Raw genomic sequence first — 17,787 nt, 5'->3', positions numbered from 1 at the left:
GCTCATCGGCACGCCGGCGAACGCCTCGGGACGGGCCCCGGCGAACCCGATCGCCCACCAGCCGCCGTCCTCGGCCAGCCCGAGCGCGGCCTCGTACCCGCCGCCCGCCACCGTCTCCAGGCAGTCGTCGAGCAGCTCGGGCGTCACCTGTGGTGTGTCCATGCCGATCTGCAGCCCCGGCCCGTCCACGTGCGCCCAGGCGGCCGCGAGCCGCTCATTGAACGAACCCTCGACCTGGCCGACGACTTCGAAGCCCTCCGGCAGCCACGGCCCCGGCTCACCGTCCAATACCAGCAGTTTCCGGTCAGCCCCGCACGCGGCGACCGCCTCGAGCGTGTCGGCCAGCGCCGCCTCGGCGACCCGCGCGGCATCCACAGCGGACATCGCCGAAGTCAGGCGCGTCTTCGACCGCCCGGGAACCGGCGACTTGGCCACGACGAGGAGACAGGTCGGCTGCATGGGTCCGATGCTACGGTTCGCCCGAGCGTCCCGGGCCGGGAAAACCTTACGGTATGCGAAAGTTCCGGCCCATCAGCAGACGGAGCGGCCCGTGATCGGTCAAGGTATTCCCATGAGCATCGACGTCGAACCGCGCGTGCTGGTCGTCGACGACGACCCGGCGCTGGCCGACGTCGTCGCCCGCTACCTGCGCCGCGAAGGCTACGAGGTCGACTACGCCTCCGACGGCGCCAGCGGCCTCCGCCGCGCCCTGTCCACCCGCCCCGACCTCGTCGTCCTCGACTTGATGATGCCCGGCATGGACGGCTTCGAGGTCTGCCGGCGGCTGCGGCAGGCCACCGCCGTACCCGTGGTCATGCTGACCGCCCTCGGCGAGGAGAACGACCGGATCTCCGGACTCGACCTCGGCGCCGACGACTACGTCACCAAACCGTTCTCACCGCGCGAACTGGCCGCCCGGGTCCGCGCCGTCCTGCGCCGCTCGGCCAACGGCTCGTCACCGGCGTCGCTGACCGGCGGCGGCATCGAAGTCGACACCCGCGCCCACGAGGCCCGCCGCGACGGCGAACTGCTCGCCCTCACCGGCAAGGAATTCGACCTCCTCGCCTGCTTCCTCGCCCACCAAGGCCGCGCGTTCCGCCGCGAGGAGCTGCTCGAGAAGGTCTGGGGCTGGCGCATCGGCGACACCTCCACGGTCACCGTCCACGTCCGCCGCCTGCGCGAGAAGATCGAAGACGACGCCTCCGCGCCGCGGCACCTCAAGACGGTGCGCGGCATCGGCTACCGGTGGGAGGCCTGATGCGGCGCTACATCGGCTCGGCGCTGTTCCTGATCGTCGCGATCCTCGGGGCCGGAGCGATCGCGGTCGCCTTCGACTTCCCGGCCGCCGACGTCGTCGCCCTCATCACCATCGCCTCGGTCGCCTCGGCCGTCGCCAGTCTCATCGGCGGTGTCGTCCTGCGGCTCCTGCGCAGCCGCCCCGCCCGCGTCCAGACGCTCATCGCCGCCCTCTCCTCGGTCCTGGTCGCCGCCACCGGCGTGGTGACCGCCGCGCTGGCCATGTTCATCTCCGCCCACGACCTGGTCGTCCTGTTCATCGTCCTGACCGTCGCCACCGGCGTCGCCCTCGGCGCGGCCTGGCAGCTCGGCGACGACATCGGCGCCGGCGCCCGGCAGGTCGGCGACTTCGCCCGCACCATCGTCGGCCGCGACGGCCGCATCAGCGTCGAAGCCGCCCCGCATGTGACCGGGCCCGGCGAGTTCGCGGCCCTCGCCGCCGAACTCGAAGACGTCTCGCGGCGCCTCGAGGAATCCCAGCGGCGCGAACGCGCCCTCGAAGCCTCGCGGCGCGAACTGATCAGCTGGGTCTCCCACGACCTGCGCGCCCCGCTGGCGACGATCCGCGCCATGGCCGAGGCCCTCGACGACGACGTGGTCGACGACGACGCGACCGTCAAGCGCTACCACTCCCAGATCCGCACCGACGCCGAACGGCTCACCGCCCTGGTCGACGACCTGTTCGAACTCTCCCGCATCCACTCCGGATCCCTGCGCCTGGGCAGCGAGAAGGTCCACTTGTGCGACGCGCTCGCCGACTGCCTCGCCGGCGCCGGCGTGGCCGCCGAAGTCAAGGGCGTCGCCCTCGTCGAACGCATCGACGCGACCCCGCCGGCCGAGGTGTCGGCGCGCGAATTCTGCCGCGCCCTGGACAATCTGCTCGACAACGCCATCCGCCACACCCCCGCCGGAGGGACCGTCGCCGTCGCGACCGCCGCGGAAGCCGAAGCGGCGGTCGTGCACGTCGCCGACCAGTGCGGCGGCATCCCCGACGCCGACCTGCCGCGCGTGTTCGACATCGCCTTCCGCGGCGACGAGGCCAGGCGGCGCGACGAGCGCGGCGGCGGACTCGGCCTGGCCATCACCCGCGGCCTCATCGAAGCCCACGACGGGACCGTCTGGGCCGCCAACAACGGCGACGGTTGCCGCTTCACCGTCCGGATCCCCGCCGGAGGGAGCCGGTGACCGCACGGCGTCCGGCGGTCCGCACCGCCACGGTCCTGGCCGCGTGGGCGGCCTTCCTCGCCGTCGCCTGGCTGCTCGGCCAGTACAAGGACGCGATCACCGAGCGGAGCCTGAAACTGCCGGCGGTGCCGCTGTTCGGGCACTGGGACTGGAGCCTCGGCCCCCGCCTGCTCGCACCGATCGCGGTGGGCGCGTTGATCGTCGCCGTCCTGCCGGCGATCGCCGCGCACCGGCGGTGGCGCTGGGTCGTAGCGGCGACGGCGCTGTCGGGCGTCGCCTTCAGCCTCGCGCTGGCCGTCGCGCACTCGCATCCGGGAACCTGGGAGAGCCTCAACCACTCCTATGCGCGCCACATCGGGTTCATCGGCGACGCCGGAGGGGTCGGCCCGTTCCTGGAGACCTACACCGGGCTGCAGCTCCAAGGGGCCTTCCCGGTCCACATGCAGTCGCATCCGCCGGGCCTGGTCCTGTTCTTCTGGGCCGCAGCGCAGCTGGGCCTGTACGGAACCTGGTTCGAGAACGGCGTCATCATGGTCGCCGCGGCCTCCTCGATCGTCGCGGCGCTCGCGATCGGACGCGACGTGGCCGGGGAGCGGCAGGCCCGCCGCGCCGCCCCGTTCCTGGTGGTCGCCCCGGCCGCGTTCTGGCACACCAACGCCGACATCATCTTCGGCGGCGTCACGCTCGCGGCCGTCGCCTGCCTGGTCCTCGCCACGAACCGGACCGGGGCCTGCGCGGCCCTGCTCACCGTCGCGGGCGGCCTGCTGGCGGGGGCCGCGATGATGCTGTCGTTCTCCAGCGTGCTGCTGGCGATCCCGGTGCTCGTGATCGCGATCCTGCGTCGCCGCTGGCAGGTCCTGGCCGGAGGCGGCGCCGTCGCGCTGCTGGTCGTGCTCGCCCCGCTCCAGTCCGGCTACTGGTGGCTCGAGGGCCTGACCACCACTCGGGTGCGCTACTACGAAGGCGTGGCCGCCGTCCGCGGCTACTGGTACTTCCTGATCGCCAACCCGGCGGTCTTCGCCCTCGCGCTGGGCCCGGCGACCGCGGTCGCCCTGGCCCGCCTGCGGGACCGGCGCATGTGGATCGTCGTCGGCTCGTGCCTGGCCGCCGTCGGCGTCGCCGCCGTCTCCGGCATGTCCTCGGCCGAGACCGAGCGGATCTGGCAGCCGTTCATGCCGCTGGTCCTCCTCGCCGGCTGCGCGCTGACGCGGCCGCGCGCCTGGCTGGCGCTCCAACTGACCGTCGCAGTCCTCATCGCCGCCTCGCTGCGCGTGGTGTGGTGACCCGAAGAAAGGCAGCAGCACATGCGAGTACTCGTCACCGGCGGAGCCGGCTTCATCGGCGGACCGATCGTCGAACAGCTCGTCGCACGAGGCGACGACGTCGTCGTCCTCGACTCCCTCGCCGCGCACAAGGAACCGCCCGAGCACCTCCCGGACGCCGTCGAGCTCATCGTCGGCGACCTGGCCGACGAGGCGACCGTCCGCCGCGCCGTCGACGGCGTCGACGCCGTCTGCCACCAGGCCGCCCGTGTCGGACTCGGCGTCGACTTCGACGACGTCGCCGACTACGTGGCCGACAACGACGCCGGCACCGCGAACCTGCTCCGCGCCCTGTGGCGGCGCTCCTTCACCGGCCGCCTCGTCGTCGCCTCCTCAATGGTCGTCTACGGCGAAGGCCGCTACCGCTGTACCGAACACGGCGACGTCCGCGCCGAACCCCGCCGCGAGACCGACCTGGCCGCGGGACGCTTCGAACCCCGATGCGGCCGATGCGGCGCCGACCTCGCCTGGGCCACCGTGCGCGAAGACGCGCCCCTCGATCCGCGCAACGTGTACGCCGCCACCAAAGTCCACACCGAACACCTCTCGTTCCTCTACGGACGCGAATCCGGCGCGACCGTCTGCGCCCTGCGCTACCACAACGTCTACGGCCCGCGCATGCCCCGCGACACGCCCTACGCGGGCGTCGCCAGCATCTTCCGCAGCGCCCTCGAAGCCGGCAAGGCCCCGCGCGTATTCGAAGACGGCGCCCAGACTCGCGACTTCGTCCACGTCCGCGACGTCGCCCGCGCCAACGTCCTCGCGCTCGACTCCGACTGGACGGGCGCGGCCAACATCGCCAGCGGACGCCCGCACTCCGTCGGCGACATGGCACGAGCGCTCGCCGCGGGCTTCACCGACGCGCCCGCGCCGGTCGTCACCGGCGAATACCGGCTCGGCGACGTCCGCCACGTCGTCGCCTCCCCCGAACTCGCCGCCGAGGCCCTCGGCTTCCGCGCCGAGACCGGCTTCGCCGAAGGCATGGCCGCCTTCGCCCACGACCCGCTCCGCTAGATCGCGGCTTTCGCGTTTTGTAAGGTTCACCGGGGCAATGTTCATGGTGTACTCAGACCATGAAGGCACCGACGCCCACACCGTCCGCAACGACGCCCTCGCGCTTGAGTGCGTGGCTCATCGCGGCGACCCGCATCGGCGTCGCGTTCCTGTGGATCGACAACGTCTCCTGGAAGCGCCCGCCCGACTTCGGCGAAGGCGAACCGCCCAGCACCCTCTACCGCTGGGTGCTCAACGGCATCGAATACGAAGTGCTCGCCCCATGGGCATGGTTCCTCGAGAACGTCGTGGTGCCCAACTTCACGGTCTTCGGATGGCTCGTCCTCGCCATCGAGACCTCCCTCGGCGCGTTCCTCCTCATCGGCCTGTTCACCAGAGCGGCTGCGCTGCTCGGCCTCGTCCAGACCGTCGCGATCGCCCTCTCCGCGCTCGCCGCGCCCCACGAGTGGTACTGGGCCTACCTGCTCATGGGCCTGGTCCACCTGCTGCTGCTCGCCACCGCCGCCGGACGCTACGGCGGCATGGACGGCCTGCTGCGACCGCACTGGCAGCGCCGGACCGGCCCGCTGCCCCGACTGATGAAGGCGGCCTCATGAACAGGATGCATTCGTTCGACCGAGCCGCGCTCGCCATCGGCGTCGCCTCGATCGCCAGCGTCGTCTTCGCCATCGAAGGCCTGAACGAATTCCGCTTCATGACCATCGGCGGCGCCTCGGCCGCCATCGCGATCGGCCTCGGAGCCGCCGCGGTCGCCGCAGCGCTCCTCGCCGTGCGCGCCCTCGCCGTCCTGACCGGAGCCGCCTTCGCCGCCGCAGCGGCGCTCCAGCTCATCGCCACCGCCACCGGCGGGGACTGGCTCGGCGCCGACCTCAGCGCCATGTCGTTCTGGCTCGGCCTCGCCATCGGCCTGGCCGTCGCCGGCGCCGCGCCCCGGGACGGCACCCGACCCGCGCCCGACACCGAAGGGGAATGAATGGACACCGCCACCGCACTCGGCCCGGTCCTCGACGCCGCACGCGAACACGCCGCCGAGGTCGACACCGACGGCCGCTTCCCGACCGAGGCCGTCACCGCGCTCCGCGAGAGCGGACTGCTCGGCCTGACCCTCCCGACCGACGTCGGCGGCCTCGGCGCCGGACCGGCCGAATTCGCCGACGTCCTCGGCCGGATCGCCGCCGCCTGCGGCTCGACCGCGATGGTCTACCTCATGCACGTCAGCGCCGCCATGACCGTCGCCGCCGCCCCACCGCCCGGCCGGCCGAAACTGCTCGACCAGATGGCCTCCGGCGAAGCCCTCGGCACCCTCGCCTTCTCCGAACCCGGGTCCCGCTCGCACTTCTGGGCGCCCACCTCCAAAGCCGCAGCCGAAGGCGACACCACGGTCCTCGACGCCGCGAAGAGCTTCGTGACCTCCGCCGACCACGCCGACGTCTACATCGTCTCCACCCAGACCCCGCCCGGCATCACCGACGAGCCCGGCGTCGACCTCTACGCCCTCCCCGGCGGCCGCGACGGCATCGCCGTCTCCGGCGCCTGGAAAGGACTCGGCCTGCGCGGCAACGCCTCCGCACCCATGCACTTCCGGGTGCGCACGGGAGCCGACGACCGCGTCGGCGCACCCGGCACCGGATTCGCGACCATGCTCGAGACCGTCCTGCCGTGGTTCAACCTCGGCAACGCCGCCGTCTCACTCGGCCTCGCCCAGGCCGCCGTCGACGCCGCCGTCGCCCACACCTCCGGCGCCAGGCTCGAACACCTCGGCGAGTCGCTCGCCCAACTGCCCACCATCCGCGCCCAAGTCGCCAAGATGTCGATCGAGCTGCGGGCCGCCCGCGACCACCTCACCGCCACCGCCGCCAGCCTCACGGACCCCGACGACGAGACCATGCTCCGCGTCCTCGCCGTCAAAGCCCTCGCCAACGACACCGCACTGCACGTCACCGACACCGCCATGCGCGTCTGCGGCGGCGCCGCGTTCGCCAAGAGCCTCGGCATCGAACGCCACTTCCGCGACGCCCGCGCCGGACACGTCATGGCCCCCACCGCCGACGTCCTGTACGACCTCTACGGCAAGGCCGTCAGCGGCCTGCCCCTATTCGAAAGCTGAGGACACCATGACCGAACCGCTGCTCATCGGCGCCGTCGCCTACACCCCCAACGCCGTCACCATCTGGGAGGGCATCCGCGACCACTTCGCCGGCACCGACTCCGAGATGGACTTCGTGCTGTTCTCCAACTACGGCCGCCAAGTCGACGCACTCGTCGACGGCACCATCGACATCGCCTGGAACACCAACCTCGCCTGGGTCCGCACCGTCCTTCAGACCGACGGCAAATGCCGGGCCCTGGCCATGCGCGACACCGACCTCGAATTCCAGACCGTCTTCGTCACCCGCGCCGGCACCGGCATGAGCGACCTGACCGACCTGCGCGGCCGCCGGGTCGCCCTCGGCTCCCGCGACTCGGCGCAGGCCGCCATCCTGCCCGTCCAATACCTCCGCGAGGCCGGCCTCGGCGACGACGACGTCGAACTCATCCGCATCGACACCGACCTCGGCAAACACGGCGACACCGGCCGCAGCGAACTCGACGCCATCCGCGTCCTCCTCGACGACGGCGCGGACGCGGTCGCCCTCGGCGTCAACACCTGGAACGCCCTCGGCGCCGACGAACTGATGAGCGACGCGCTCACCGCACTGTGGACCTCGCCCGAATACTGCCACTGCAACTTCACCGCGCTCGACTCCCTCCCCGAGGCGACCACCGAGCCGTGGGTCGAACGCCTCCTGGCGATGTCCTGGGACGACCCCGAGCAACGCCGCATCCTCGAACTCGAAGGACTCAGGCGCCGATGGGTCAGGCCCGACCTCGAGGGCTACGCCTCCCTGTTCAAGGCCGTCGAAGACCAGCGGATCCCGGCCCGATGGTAAGCGGCGCGATCCTCCTCGACCTCGTCGAACGCGTCGGCGGCGCGGTCGCCGGAGCGACCGTCGAGGTGCCGGTCGACCGGGCCGACACCGACCTCGTCCGGCGATGGTGCGAACGGTCCGGCCACCGGCTGATCGCCGTCGACGACGGCATCGCCCGCATCATGCGAGGCCCCGTCCCCGACGACGAGACGGTCCTCGCCTCCGTCCCCGCCGAGCGCCGCCCCGGAGCGCGACTGTGGATCTACACCAACTTCGACTGCAACCTCGCCTGCGACTACTGCTGCGCGAAATCATCACCGCAGACCCCACGACGCGCCATCGGCGCCGACCAGATCGAACGCCTCGTCCAGCAGGGAACCGACCACGGCGTCACCGAAGTATTCCTCACCGGCGGCGAACCGTTCCTGCTGCCCGACCTCGACGACATCGTCGCCGCCTGCATCGCCCGAGCACCGACCACATTGCTCACCAACGGGATGCTGTTCCGCGGCCGGCGCCTGGAGACCCTGCGGGCCATGCCGCGCGACGGCCTCGCCCTCCAGATCAGCCTCGACTCGGCCACCCCCGAACTGCACGACCGTCACCGCGGCAAGGGAACCTGGCAGCGCGCCCTCGACGGCGTCCGAACCGCCCTCGCCGAAGGCTTCCGAGTCCGCGTGGCCGCCACCGTCGCGGCAGGGGAGAGCGGCGCCGACGAGGCCGCGGCCTTCCACACGCTCCTCGACCAGGTCGGCATCGCCCGACCCGACCAGGTGATCCGGCCGATAGCGCAGCGAGGATACGCCGACGACGGCGTCGCGCTCACCGTCGAATCGCTCATCCCCGAAGTGACCGTGACCGCCGACGGCGTCTACTGGCACCCGGTCGCCGCCGACCACGACGACCAACTGGTCACCCGCGACCTGTTCCCGCTCGGCGACGCCATCGAGGAGGTCCGGCGCCGCTTCGCCGCCTACCGCCGCGAATCCGACTCGGCCGCACAGCGGTTCACCTGCGCCTGAAGCCCGACCGAAATATGGTTCGCGGACGCTGACGGCGAAACCTCGCACCTGAGAACGGATCTCTGCTAGACACGACAGGTATGAGGGGAAACGAGAAGCGCCTGCCGACAGGACGACGACTCGCCGACACGCCGCCGCTGCAGGCCGGCGTCCTGGTCGGCATCGGATTCGCCCTCACCGCCGCCCTGATCTGGGTCGTCCTCGAACTGCAGACCCTCCTCATCGTCCTCGTGATGGCCGGCTTCCTCGCGATCGGACTCAACCGCCCGGTCTCGGCCATGGTCCGGCGCGGGCTCCCGCGCTGGCTGGCGATGCTCATCCTCGTGCTCGGCACCGTCTTGCTGTTCTGCGGCGGACTGGCGCTGGTGATCCCGGCCCTGATCCGGCAGACCGCCGAATTCGTCGAGGCCGCTCCGGGCTATTACCAGCAGCTCATGGACAGTCGCCTGGTCCAGCGGTTCGGCGGTGAGTCCGGACTGCTCGAACGCGGCCGGGAGCTGCTCACCGGCGAGAACGTCTCGTCCGCCGCCACCGGCCTGCTCGGTGGAGCCTTCTCGGCCGCGATGGCCGTCGGCTGGACGGTGACCGCCCTGATCCTGGCCGTCTTCTTCCTGGCCGCCCACGACCGGATCGTCGACGGCTCCCTGCGCTTCGTCGCCGCCTCGAAGCGCGACCGCGCCCGCAACATGCTCGACCAGATCCTCTACCAGGTCGGCGGCTATCTCATCGGCGCGGTGACCATCGGTGCCGCCGCCGGATTCTCGGCCTGGATCTTCATGATCATCGCGGGCGTGCCCTACGCGGTCATCCTCGCGGTCGTGGTGGCCGTGCTGGACGTGATCCCGCAGGTCGGCGCCACGATCGGCGCGGCCATCGTGACCTTGGCGGCGCTGACGGTCTCCCCGATGACCGCGGTGGCGGCGGTCATCTTCTTCGTCGTCTACCAGCAACTGGAGAACTGGGTCATCTACCCGACGGTCATGGGCAGCGCCGTCAAGGTGTCCAACCTGGCCGCGCTGGTGAGCGTGCTGATCGGCGCCACCCTGTTCGGGGTCGTCGGCGTGATCCTGGCCGTGCCCACCTATGCCACGGTCCGCCTGATCCTCCGCGAACTCGTGCTGCCGCGACTGGACCGGAGCTGATCCACCGCCGCGAAGTGACCGGGGAGCGCTCCTGAACATCAGTCGATGGCTATGCGTCATTCGGTCCAATGGTCTCGCTTGTGCGCATCCGCTGGCATTCGTGAGCTGCTGCAATCGATTTCATTCGGCCGCAACGAAACTGGCACATTCGGGGACTGTGGACGGCCCCCGACTCCACTACGATCTGTGATTGGCCGCACTTCCGATCGGCATGGCGGCGTGAGGATCATCGACCGTGCAAAGGGGCAGGGGCCGTGGACGCGAACCGGAACCGGGGGCCCGCCGACCGGCAGTCGGCGCGAGCCGAATCCTTCGACCGCCTCGGCGACGCCGGATCCGGCCCCCGTCTGCCCACCCCCGGCACCGTCGACGCACCCGAACTGCCCGAGCCCGGGAGCCCGCCCGCGCGCCTCGGCGAGAGCTTCCGCACCAACCCCGCGACCGGCAGCGCCGGACTCACGATCCCGCTGCCCTCCAGCGGCGGACGGGCGGGCGCGCCCCAACTGGCCGTCGCCTACGACTCCTCCGGCCACGACGGCCTCTTCGGCTACGGCTGGGACCTGCCGATACCGAAGATCGGCCGCCGCACCGACCGCGGCCTGCCCCGATACCGCGACCGCGACGAATCGGACGTCTACACCCTCTCCGAGGCCGAGGACCTCGTCCCGGTCGACGCCGCACCGGAGACGAGGACGGTCGCCGGAGCCGACTTCGAGATACGCCGCTACCGGCCCCGCGTCGAAGGCGCCTTCACCCGCATCGAACGGTGGACCAACACCGCCGACGCCTCCGACTGCAAGTGGCGCACCATCAGCGCCGACAACACCACCACCTGGTTCGGCGAGGACGCCGCCTCCCGCATCGCCGACCCGGCCGATCCGGCGCGGATCTTCGCCTGGCTCGTCAGCAGCGGACACGACGACAAGGGCAACGCGGTCGCCTACGAGTACGCCGCCGAGAACGGCGACGGCGTCGACACCTCCCTCGCCTGCGAAGCCGGGCGCACCGAAGCCGACAGGACCGCCGCCCGCCACCTCAAACGCGTCCACTACGGCAACACGGTCCCGCACCGCCCGGTGCTCGATCCCGCGATACCCGCCACGCCGCCGCAGCAGTGGCTGTTCAGCCTCGTCCTCGACTACGGCGACCACGACCCCCGGACGCCGACCCCCGAGCCGTCCCGCCCCTGGCCGGTCAGGCCCGACCCCTATTCCGACCGGCGGGCCGGCTTCGAAGTGCGCACCTACCGGCGGTGCGAACGCGCCCTGATGTTCCACCGCTTCCCCGAACTCGGCGACGAACCGACGCTGGTCCGCTCGGTCGACTTCTCCTACGACACCGAGCCGGTGTCGGGCGCCTCCCGGCTCTTCTCGGCGGCTTCCACCGGCTACCGGCGCGACGGCGCCGGCTACGAGCGCCGGACCACGCCGTCGCTGACCCCGCACTACCAGCCCGCCCGGATCGACCCGACCGTCCGCGAGGTGACCGCCGAGCACCTGCCCGCGGGCCTGGACCCGTCCGGCTCCGTCTGGGTCGACCTCAACGGCGAGGGCGTCTCCGGAGTCCTCAGCCGCCATCACGGCGCCTGGTACTACACCCGGAACCGCAGCCCCCTCCACGAGGAGGCCGTCGGGTTCGACGCCGCGCGCCCGGTCGCGCTCCGACCGGTCTCGGGCGCCGACTCCTTCCTGCTCGATCTGGACGGCTCGGGCCGACCGGACCTGGTCCGCCTCGCCGGTCCGGCGCCCGGATACGCCGCCCGGGACGAAGCGGGCCGGTGGCACGGCCTCGAGCCGTTCGAACGGCTGCCTAACCTCGACTACGCCGACACGATCCCGGCCGACCTCACCGGCGACGGGCGGGCCGACCTGGTCGTGACCGATCCGGCGGGGACCCGCTGGTGCGAAGGCCTGGGCACCGAGGGCTTCGCACCGGCGCTGCTGATCGACGAGCCGGACGAACTTCGCGCACCCGCGTTCGTCGGCGCATCGGCCGGCGAATCCGTCCGACTGGCCGACATGACCGGCGACGGCCTGCCCGACCTGGTCCGCATCGGCAACGGCACCGTCGCCTACCGGCCGGCCCTCGGCTACGGGCGCTTCGGAGCGACGGTCACCATGGACGGCGCGCCCCGGTTCGACCAGGCCGAGACCTTCGACCCGCGCCGCGTCCTGCTCGCCGACATCGACGGCAACGGCCGCAACGACCTGATCTACCTCGCCGCCGACGGCGTCCGCCTCTACGCCAACCGAGGCGGCGACGCCTGGGGCGAGGCCCGGGTGCTTCCCGGAGTGCCCGGCTCCGACAACCGCCGCTACGTGTCGGCGCTGGACCTGCGGGGGACCGGCACGGCCTGCCTGGTGTGGTCCACGAGCCTGCCCGGCGGCAGCGGCGCGGCCATGCGCTACATCGACCTCATGAGCGCCGGCCGCCCGCACCTGCTCTCGGGCTACGAGAACGGCACCGGCGGCGAGGTCCGCATCGAATACCGGCCCTCGACCCATTTCATGCTGGCCGACGAGCAGGCCGGGCGGCCCTGGCCGACCGCACTGCCGTTCCCGGTCTCCTGCGCCCACCGCGTGGTGCGGATCGACCACGTCCGCGAGACGGCGTTCACCAGCCGCACCGGCTACCACGACGGCTACTTCGACCCGGTCGAGCGCGAGTTCCGCGGCTTCGGACTCGTCGAGACGGTCGACACCGAAGCCTATGAGCTGCTTCCCGAAGCCGCCAACACCGCCGACGCCGACCTGCACCAACCGCCGGTGCTCACCCGCACCTGGTTCCACACCGGGGCCGCCGCCGGAACCGAGGAGCGAATGCTCCACGCCAGGCGGTCGCAGTACTTCGCCAACAGCGCCCTGCCCGAGCACGCCCTGCCGGAGCCCGAGCTCCCGGCCGGACTGACCGACGACGAGCACCGGGAAGCCTGCCGGGCCCTCAAAGGCGTGATGCTGCGCAGCGAGATCTACGGGCTCGACGACGCCGAAGAATCCACAGTGCCCTACACCGTCGCCGAGAGCGCATACGGCGTGAAGCTGATCCAGCCCCGAGGCGACCGGCGGCACGCGGTCTTCCAGCTGCTGCCCACCGAGGCGATCAGCTACGGCTACGACCGCCGGCCCGCCGATCCGCGGGTCTCCCACTCGTTCGTGCTCGAAGTGGACGACATGGGACTGCCGCTCCGGTCGGCATCGGTGACGTACCCGCGGGCGACCGACGACTCCGCCCTGCCTCCGACCGTGCGCGCCGCCCAGGCCCGCGCACACGCCTCCTACACCGAGACCGACTACACCGCCGACATCGAACACGACGACGCGCGGCGCCTGCGGCAGCCGTTCGAGACCCGCTCGTTCGAACTCGCCGGACTCCCGACCGGCTACCTCTCGTCCGCCCAGATCGAGGCGGCCACCGCCGCCGCCGACCGGGTGCCGTACGAAGCGGTGGCGCCCGACGGGACCCTCCCAGCGCCCGCCGGACCGGTGCTGCGCCTCATCGGCCGGTCCCAGGCCCTCTTCCGCTCCGACGACCTGGTCGGACCGCTGCCGCTCGGCGAGCACGGACTGCTGGGTCTGGCGTTCCGCTCCAAGCGGATGGTCTTCACCGACGGCCTCATCGCCGCCCACTACGACGGATCGGTCACCGCTGCCGAGCTGATCGACGCCGGCTACGAGCACTTCGACGGCGGCTGGTGGGCCCCGTCGGGCACCGAACTGTACGCCGCCGACGCCGCCGACCACTTCTACCTGCCGATCGGCGCGGCCGACCCGGTCGGAGCCACCACCACCGTCGAACGCGACGCCCACGACCTCGCCGTCGTGGCCGTCACCAACCACATCGGCCAGCAAGTCCACTTCGAACACGACTACCGGGTCCTGGCGCCCTGGGCCGCCGTCGACGCCGCCGGGAACCGCACCGAGACCGCCTACGACGCCCTCGGCGCCCCCGTGGCCAGCGCCCTGGTCGGCAAACCAGGCCAACCGGGCATGGACACCCTCGCCGACCCGACCGCCACCGTCGACTACGACCTGTTCGCCTGGACCGACCACGCCAGTCCCGTCTGGACACACGTCAGCCACCGCGAGCGCCACGGACCGGACAACCCCGCCTGGCAGGAGTCCCACACCTACTTCGACGGCTCCGGGGCGGCGGTCATGTCCAAGAGCCGCGCCGCCCCCGGCCCGGCCCGGCGGTTCGACGAGACCACCGGGACCGTCGTCGAAGTCCACGCCGATCCCCGCTGGACCGGCAACGGCCGCATCGTCTTCAACAACAAGGGCCTGCCGGTCAAGCAGTACGAGCCGTACTTCTCGACCACGCACGTATACGAGTCGGAGGCCGACCTCGTCGAGATCGGCGTCACCGCGATCCCCCGCTACGACCCGCTGGGGCGGGCCGACCGGATCGACTACCCGGACGGCACGTTCGCGCGAACCGACCACGGCCCGTGGCAAGTCGTCTCGTATGGCCCGGACGACACCGTGCTCGACAGCGCCTGGTACGCAGAACGAGGCAGCCCCGACCCCGCCGGACCCGAACCGAGCGACCCCGACGAGCGCGCCGCCTGGCTCGCGGCCCGGCACGCCGACACCCCGGGCGTAACGCACCTGGACTCCCTCGGCCGCACCGCGCTCACCGTCGCCGACAACGGAGGAGGCGACCTCCGGTTCGGCCGCGCCGAAACGGACGTCACCGGCGGCTTCACCCGAGCGTTCGACACCCGCGACCGCCAGATCGCCTCCGGGGTCGCCAACATGGCCGGAGACGCGCTGTTCGGCGACTCGGCCGAACGGGGCAGCCGCTGGACCCTGGTCGACGTGGTCGGACGAACGGTCCGCACCTGGGACGAACACGGCCGCAGCTTCCGCGCCGCCTACGACGACCTCCACCGCCCCATCGCCTCGTTCGGCACCGACGGCGGCGCGCCCGAACGGGTCCTCAGCCGCATCGTCTACGGCGACGACCACCCCGAGGCCGCCGAACGGAACCTCATCGGCAAGCCACACCTGGTCTTCGACGGCTCCGGCGTCGGCATCGTCGAGCGTTACGACGCCAAGGGCAACGCGCTCAGCGCCCGCGCCCGGTTCGCCGCCGACCACACCGCCGACCCGGACTGGTCGCATCTGCTCGGCGTCGACGACCCCGACGCCGTGCTCGCGCTGGCCCAGCCGCAGCTCGAACCGGTCGGCGAGCACGTCGAGACGTCCGCCGTCTTCGACGCTCTGGGACGGACGGTGACCGCCACCCTGCCCGACGGCACCGAGATCGAGCCGGTGTACGACGAGGCGAACCGGCTCGCCGAGCTGCGGGCGAGGATCGGCGGGCAGGGCCCGCTGCGGCCGTTCACGACCGGTCAGGAATACGACGCGATGGGCCGCCGCACCACGGCCCACTACGGCAACGGCACCACGAGCACCTGCGCCTTCGATCCGCTGAGCCTGCGGCTGACCGAGCTGCTCACGGTGGCCGACGGTGATCCGGGCCGCCCGCTCCAGCACCTGCGATACGCATACGACGCGGCCGGGAAGATCGCGGAGATCGGCGACGACGCCCAGCAGACCCACTTCTTCAACGGGACCGTGGCCGCGCCGCGCCAGCGCTTCCGCTATGACGCCCTCGGCCAACTGGTGCGCGCCGAAGGCCGCGAGCACGCCGGCGTGCCGGCGGGGGAGCAGACCGGTTCGGCCGACGCGGTCGGGGCACCGCTGCCGCACCCGAACGACGCGGCGGCGGTGCGGCCCTACGCGCAGGAGTTCGCATACGACGACCTCGGGAACCTGACGAGCCTGCGGCACATCGCCGCCGGCGGCGGCTGGAACCGTCGCTACCGCTACGCGCACGACACCGACCCGGCCGACCTCCGCAACCGCCTGACCGAGACGAGCGTCCCCTCCGACGACCCGAGCGGGCCGTACGGCCACCGGTACGCCTACGACGCGCACGGCAACATGACCTCGACGCCGCACCTGGCCGAGCTGCGATGGGACCTCGCCGACCGTCTCCGCGAAGTCGACCTCGGCGGGGGAGGGACCGCCTACTACTGCTATTCGGGCGCCGGACGCGTCAGGAAGGTCGTCGAACGCAACGGCGGCCTGCGCACCGAACGCCGCTACCTCGGGATGGTCGAGCTCTACCGGGAGTGGATGAACGGGACGCTGCGCCTGGAGCGCCGCACGGTCCACCTCGCCGACGAGGGCGGCCGGTTCGCGCAGGTCGACACCAAGACCTTCGATCCGGGCGGCATCAGCGACGCCCCGCTCGATGAGCCGGTGGTCCGCTACCAGTACGGCAACCACCTGGGATCGGCCTCGCTCGAGACCGACGAAGACGGCGCGGTGATCTCCTACGAGGAATACCACCCCTACGGCTCCACCGCCTACCGGGCCGAACGGCCCGGACCGGACCTGAGCCTGAAGCGATACCGGTTCCACGGCAAGGAAAGAGACGACGAGACCGGGCTGTACTACTACGGTGCCCGCTATTACGCCTCCTGGCTCGGAAGATGGATCAGCGCCGACCCGATCGGCCTGAAGGCCGGACCGAACCTGTACGCCTACTGCTCGAACGACCCGATCGGCCGCGCCGACCCAGGTGGCACACAGGACCGTTCGACACAGATTCCCGAGCGGACCGCCCCCGTGCCGCAGCAGCGCGCCGACTCGGCGGTCCTGCTCGACCCCGACACCACGCCGGAGGCCGCCCTCGCCGAGGCGCGCAAGGACTACCCGGGACTGAGCGTTCCGCCGATACGAATGCCCAACGGCGCCTGGTACTTCCCAGAGCTGAGAATCAGCCAGAGCGGCGAGGTCACGGTGACTCCGGCCGACGGCGGCGGGGAAGGCGAGGAAGCCGCCGGAGGATCGGACGACCCCGGCGCCGACGAAGGGGCCGATGAAGGCGGCGACGAACCGGCCGAGTCCCCCGATGCCGGAGGTTCAGGCGCCGGCCTGACCCAAGCCGGACGGGAGGCGAGCCGCCGCGGCCCCACCGGGCCGACGCTCGAAGTCCCCGACAATTTCGACGACGGAAAGATCGCCGCCTACCGGGACCGCATCCAAACCGACCGCGGAGTCGGGCTCCGATCCGAGAACCCCGGCCACACCGGACGCGGCTCCCGCCGCACCAGCGACATCCGCCGCGCCAACGCCGGCCTCGCCGACGCCTTCGACGACGCCCACGGCAACCGGCGCTCCCGGACCACCCACGTCGACCACACCGTAGAGCTCCAGCACATCAGACGGCAACCCGGCGAATTCGTGCGCCCGCAAGACCACCGGTACCAGCCCGGCAGCCTCAACTCCTCCCAGGGCTCGCGAGCCATGCACACCGACCGGCGCGCACGCGCCGCCGGCGCGGTCGAAGACGTCGCCGCCGGAGGCGTGGCGCGATCCGGCGAAGCCGGCCACTGGCGCAACAGCGCCCGGACCCGCACCGGACTGCGCTGGGGAGGACGCGGACTCATGACCGGCGGCTTCGCCATGAGCTACTGGGGCGCATCCGGCATCGAGAACGACGCGGTGCGGTACGGCTCCTACGGCGCCACCACCGTCGAAGCCGGAGCGACCCTCGCCCAAGGCGGCGCGCGCCTCGCGCTGGCCGGATCCCGCGCCAACCCCGCCCGCCTCGCGGCGTTCGCCGGCGGCGCCGGAACCGCGGCCGGCGTCGCCGGAGGCGTCGGCCAGGCACTGGTGTCGGGCTACCTGGCGTACCAGGACTACCAACGCGGCGACTGGACGTCGTTCGGCTTCAACGCTGCGGCCGCCGTAGGAGGCGTGGCCCTCGTCGTCGGAGCGATCGTCGGTTCGCCCGTCCTCATCGGCATCGGCATCGCAACGGGCATCGCAGCCGGAGTCTTCGGACTGGGACGAGCATTCGACTGGTGGTAGGTCCACCCCTC

The 17,787-nt window shown here is 71.9% G+C and carries 11 protein-coding genes and 1 pseudogene; 11 read left to right on the top strand and 1 reads right to left on the bottom strand.

Features of this window, described 5'->3' with window-relative positions:
• Positions 1-9: 9 nt before the first annotated feature.
• A pseudogene (locus ACYVL2_RS13900) lies at positions 10-384 on the bottom strand (DUF2064 domain-containing protein); the annotation flags it as partial.
• Positions 385-571: 187 nt separating this feature from the next.
• Here ACYVL2_RS13900 and ACYVL2_RS13895 point away from each other — a divergent pair.
• The 11 genes from ACYVL2_RS13895 to ACYVL2_RS13845 all read left to right on the top strand — a co-directional run bounded on the left by ACYVL2_RS13895 (position 572) and on the right by ACYVL2_RS13845 (position 17,776).
• Entirely contained in the window at positions 572-1,258 is a 687-nt protein-coding gene (locus ACYVL2_RS13895; RefSeq protein WP_460544286.1) for a response regulator, read from the top strand.
• The gene (locus tag ACYVL2_RS13890) at positions 1,258-2,481 is read left to right on the top strand and encodes a sensor histidine kinase (RefSeq protein ID WP_460544284.1); all 1,224 of its coding nucleotides are present in this window, start codon (positions 1,258-1,260) and stop codon (positions 2,479-2,481) included. Before ACYVL2_RS13895 ends, ACYVL2_RS13890 begins: the two co-directional genes overlap by 1 nt.
• Positions 2,478-3,764 carry a hypothetical protein gene (locus ACYVL2_RS13885; RefSeq protein WP_460544282.1) on the top strand — a complete coding sequence of 429 codons (1,287 nt, stop codon included), beginning with the start codon at positions 2,478-2,480 and terminating at the stop codon, positions 3,762-3,764. The genes ACYVL2_RS13890 and ACYVL2_RS13885 overlap by 4 nt, the downstream gene beginning before the upstream one ends.
• A gap of 21 nt (positions 3,765-3,785) precedes the next feature.
• The gene (locus ACYVL2_RS13880) at positions 3,786-4,817 is read left to right on the top strand and encodes a Rossmann-fold NAD(P)-binding domain-containing protein (RefSeq protein WP_460544281.1); all 1,032 of its coding nucleotides are present in this window, start codon (positions 3,786-3,788) and stop codon (positions 4,815-4,817) included.
• Positions 4,818-4,876: 59 nt separating this feature from the next.
• Positions 4,877-5,413: a TQO small subunit DoxD gene (locus tag ACYVL2_RS13875; RefSeq protein WP_460544279.1), complete on the top strand. Its 537-nt coding sequence runs from the start codon at positions 4,877-4,879 to the stop codon at positions 5,411-5,413.
• Complete coding sequence (locus ACYVL2_RS13870; protein ID WP_460544277.1) at positions 5,410-5,790, top strand: Rv1678 family membrane protein; 381 nt, start codon at positions 5,410-5,412, stop codon at positions 5,788-5,790. The genes ACYVL2_RS13875 and ACYVL2_RS13870 overlap by 4 nt, the downstream gene beginning before the upstream one ends.
• Positions 5,791-6,924: an acyl-CoA dehydrogenase family protein gene (fadE16, locus tag ACYVL2_RS13865; protein ID WP_460544275.1), complete on the top strand. Its 1,134-nt coding sequence runs from the start codon at positions 5,791-5,793 to the stop codon at positions 6,922-6,924. It begins immediately after the preceding gene.
• A gap of 7 nt (positions 6,925-6,931) precedes the next feature.
• Entirely contained in the window at positions 6,932-7,747 is an 816-nt protein-coding gene (locus tag ACYVL2_RS13860; RefSeq protein ID WP_460544273.1) for a phosphate/phosphite/phosphonate ABC transporter substrate-binding protein, read from the top strand.
• Entirely contained in the window at positions 7,741-8,748 is a 1,008-nt protein-coding gene (locus ACYVL2_RS13855) for a radical SAM protein (protein ID WP_460544271.1), read from the top strand. Before ACYVL2_RS13860 ends, ACYVL2_RS13855 begins: the two co-directional genes overlap by 7 nt.
• Positions 8,749-8,828: 80 nt before the next feature.
• The gene (locus ACYVL2_RS13850) at positions 8,829-9,890 is read left to right on the top strand and encodes an AI-2E family transporter (RefSeq protein WP_460544269.1); all 1,062 of its coding nucleotides are present in this window, start codon (positions 8,829-8,831) and stop codon (positions 9,888-9,890) included.
• Between the two features lie 254 nt (positions 9,891-10,144).
• Entirely contained in the window at positions 10,145-17,776 is a 7,632-nt protein-coding gene (locus tag ACYVL2_RS13845) for a SpvB/TcaC N-terminal domain-containing protein (RefSeq protein ID WP_460544267.1), read from the top strand.
• Positions 17,777-17,787 lie beyond the last annotated feature (11 nt).

This window comes from Glycomyces halotolerans (genome assembly GCF_054779575.1).
Note: the sequence above shows the minus strand (reverse complement) of the source record. Positions and strands in the feature narration are given on the sequence as shown.

Excerpts from the sequence above, each read along its gene's own strand:
- ACYVL2_RS13875 (WP_460544279.1), top strand. The coding sequence starts at position 4,877 with ATGAAGGCACCGACGCCCACACCGTCCGCAACGACGCCCTCGCGCTTG.
- ACYVL2_RS13895 (WP_460544286.1), top strand. The coding sequence starts at position 572 with ATGAGCATCGACGTCGAACCGCGCGTGCTGGTCGTCGACGACGACCCG.
- ACYVL2_RS13870 (WP_460544277.1), top strand. The coding sequence starts at position 5,410 with ATGAACAGGATGCATTCGTTCGACCGAGCCGCGCTCGCCATCGGCGTC.
- ACYVL2_RS13850 (WP_460544269.1), top strand. The coding sequence starts at position 8,829 with ATGAGGGGAAACGAGAAGCGCCTGCCGACAGGACGACGACTCGCCGAC.
- ACYVL2_RS13860 (WP_460544273.1), top strand. The coding sequence starts at position 6,932 with ATGACCGAACCGCTGCTCATCGGCGCCGTCGCCTACACCCCCAACGCC.
- ACYVL2_RS13880 (WP_460544281.1), top strand. The coding sequence starts at position 3,786 with ATGCGAGTACTCGTCACCGGCGGAGCCGGCTTCATCGGCGGACCGATC.
- fadE16 (WP_460544275.1), top strand. The coding sequence starts at position 5,791 with ATGGACACCGCCACCGCACTCGGCCCGGTCCTCGACGCCGCACGCGAA.
- ACYVL2_RS13890 (WP_460544284.1), top strand. The coding sequence starts at position 1,258 with ATGCGGCGCTACATCGGCTCGGCGCTGTTCCTGATCGTCGCGATCCTC.
- ACYVL2_RS13855 (WP_460544271.1), top strand. The coding sequence starts at position 7,741 with ATGGTAAGCGGCGCGATCCTCCTCGACCTCGTCGAACGCGTCGGCGGC.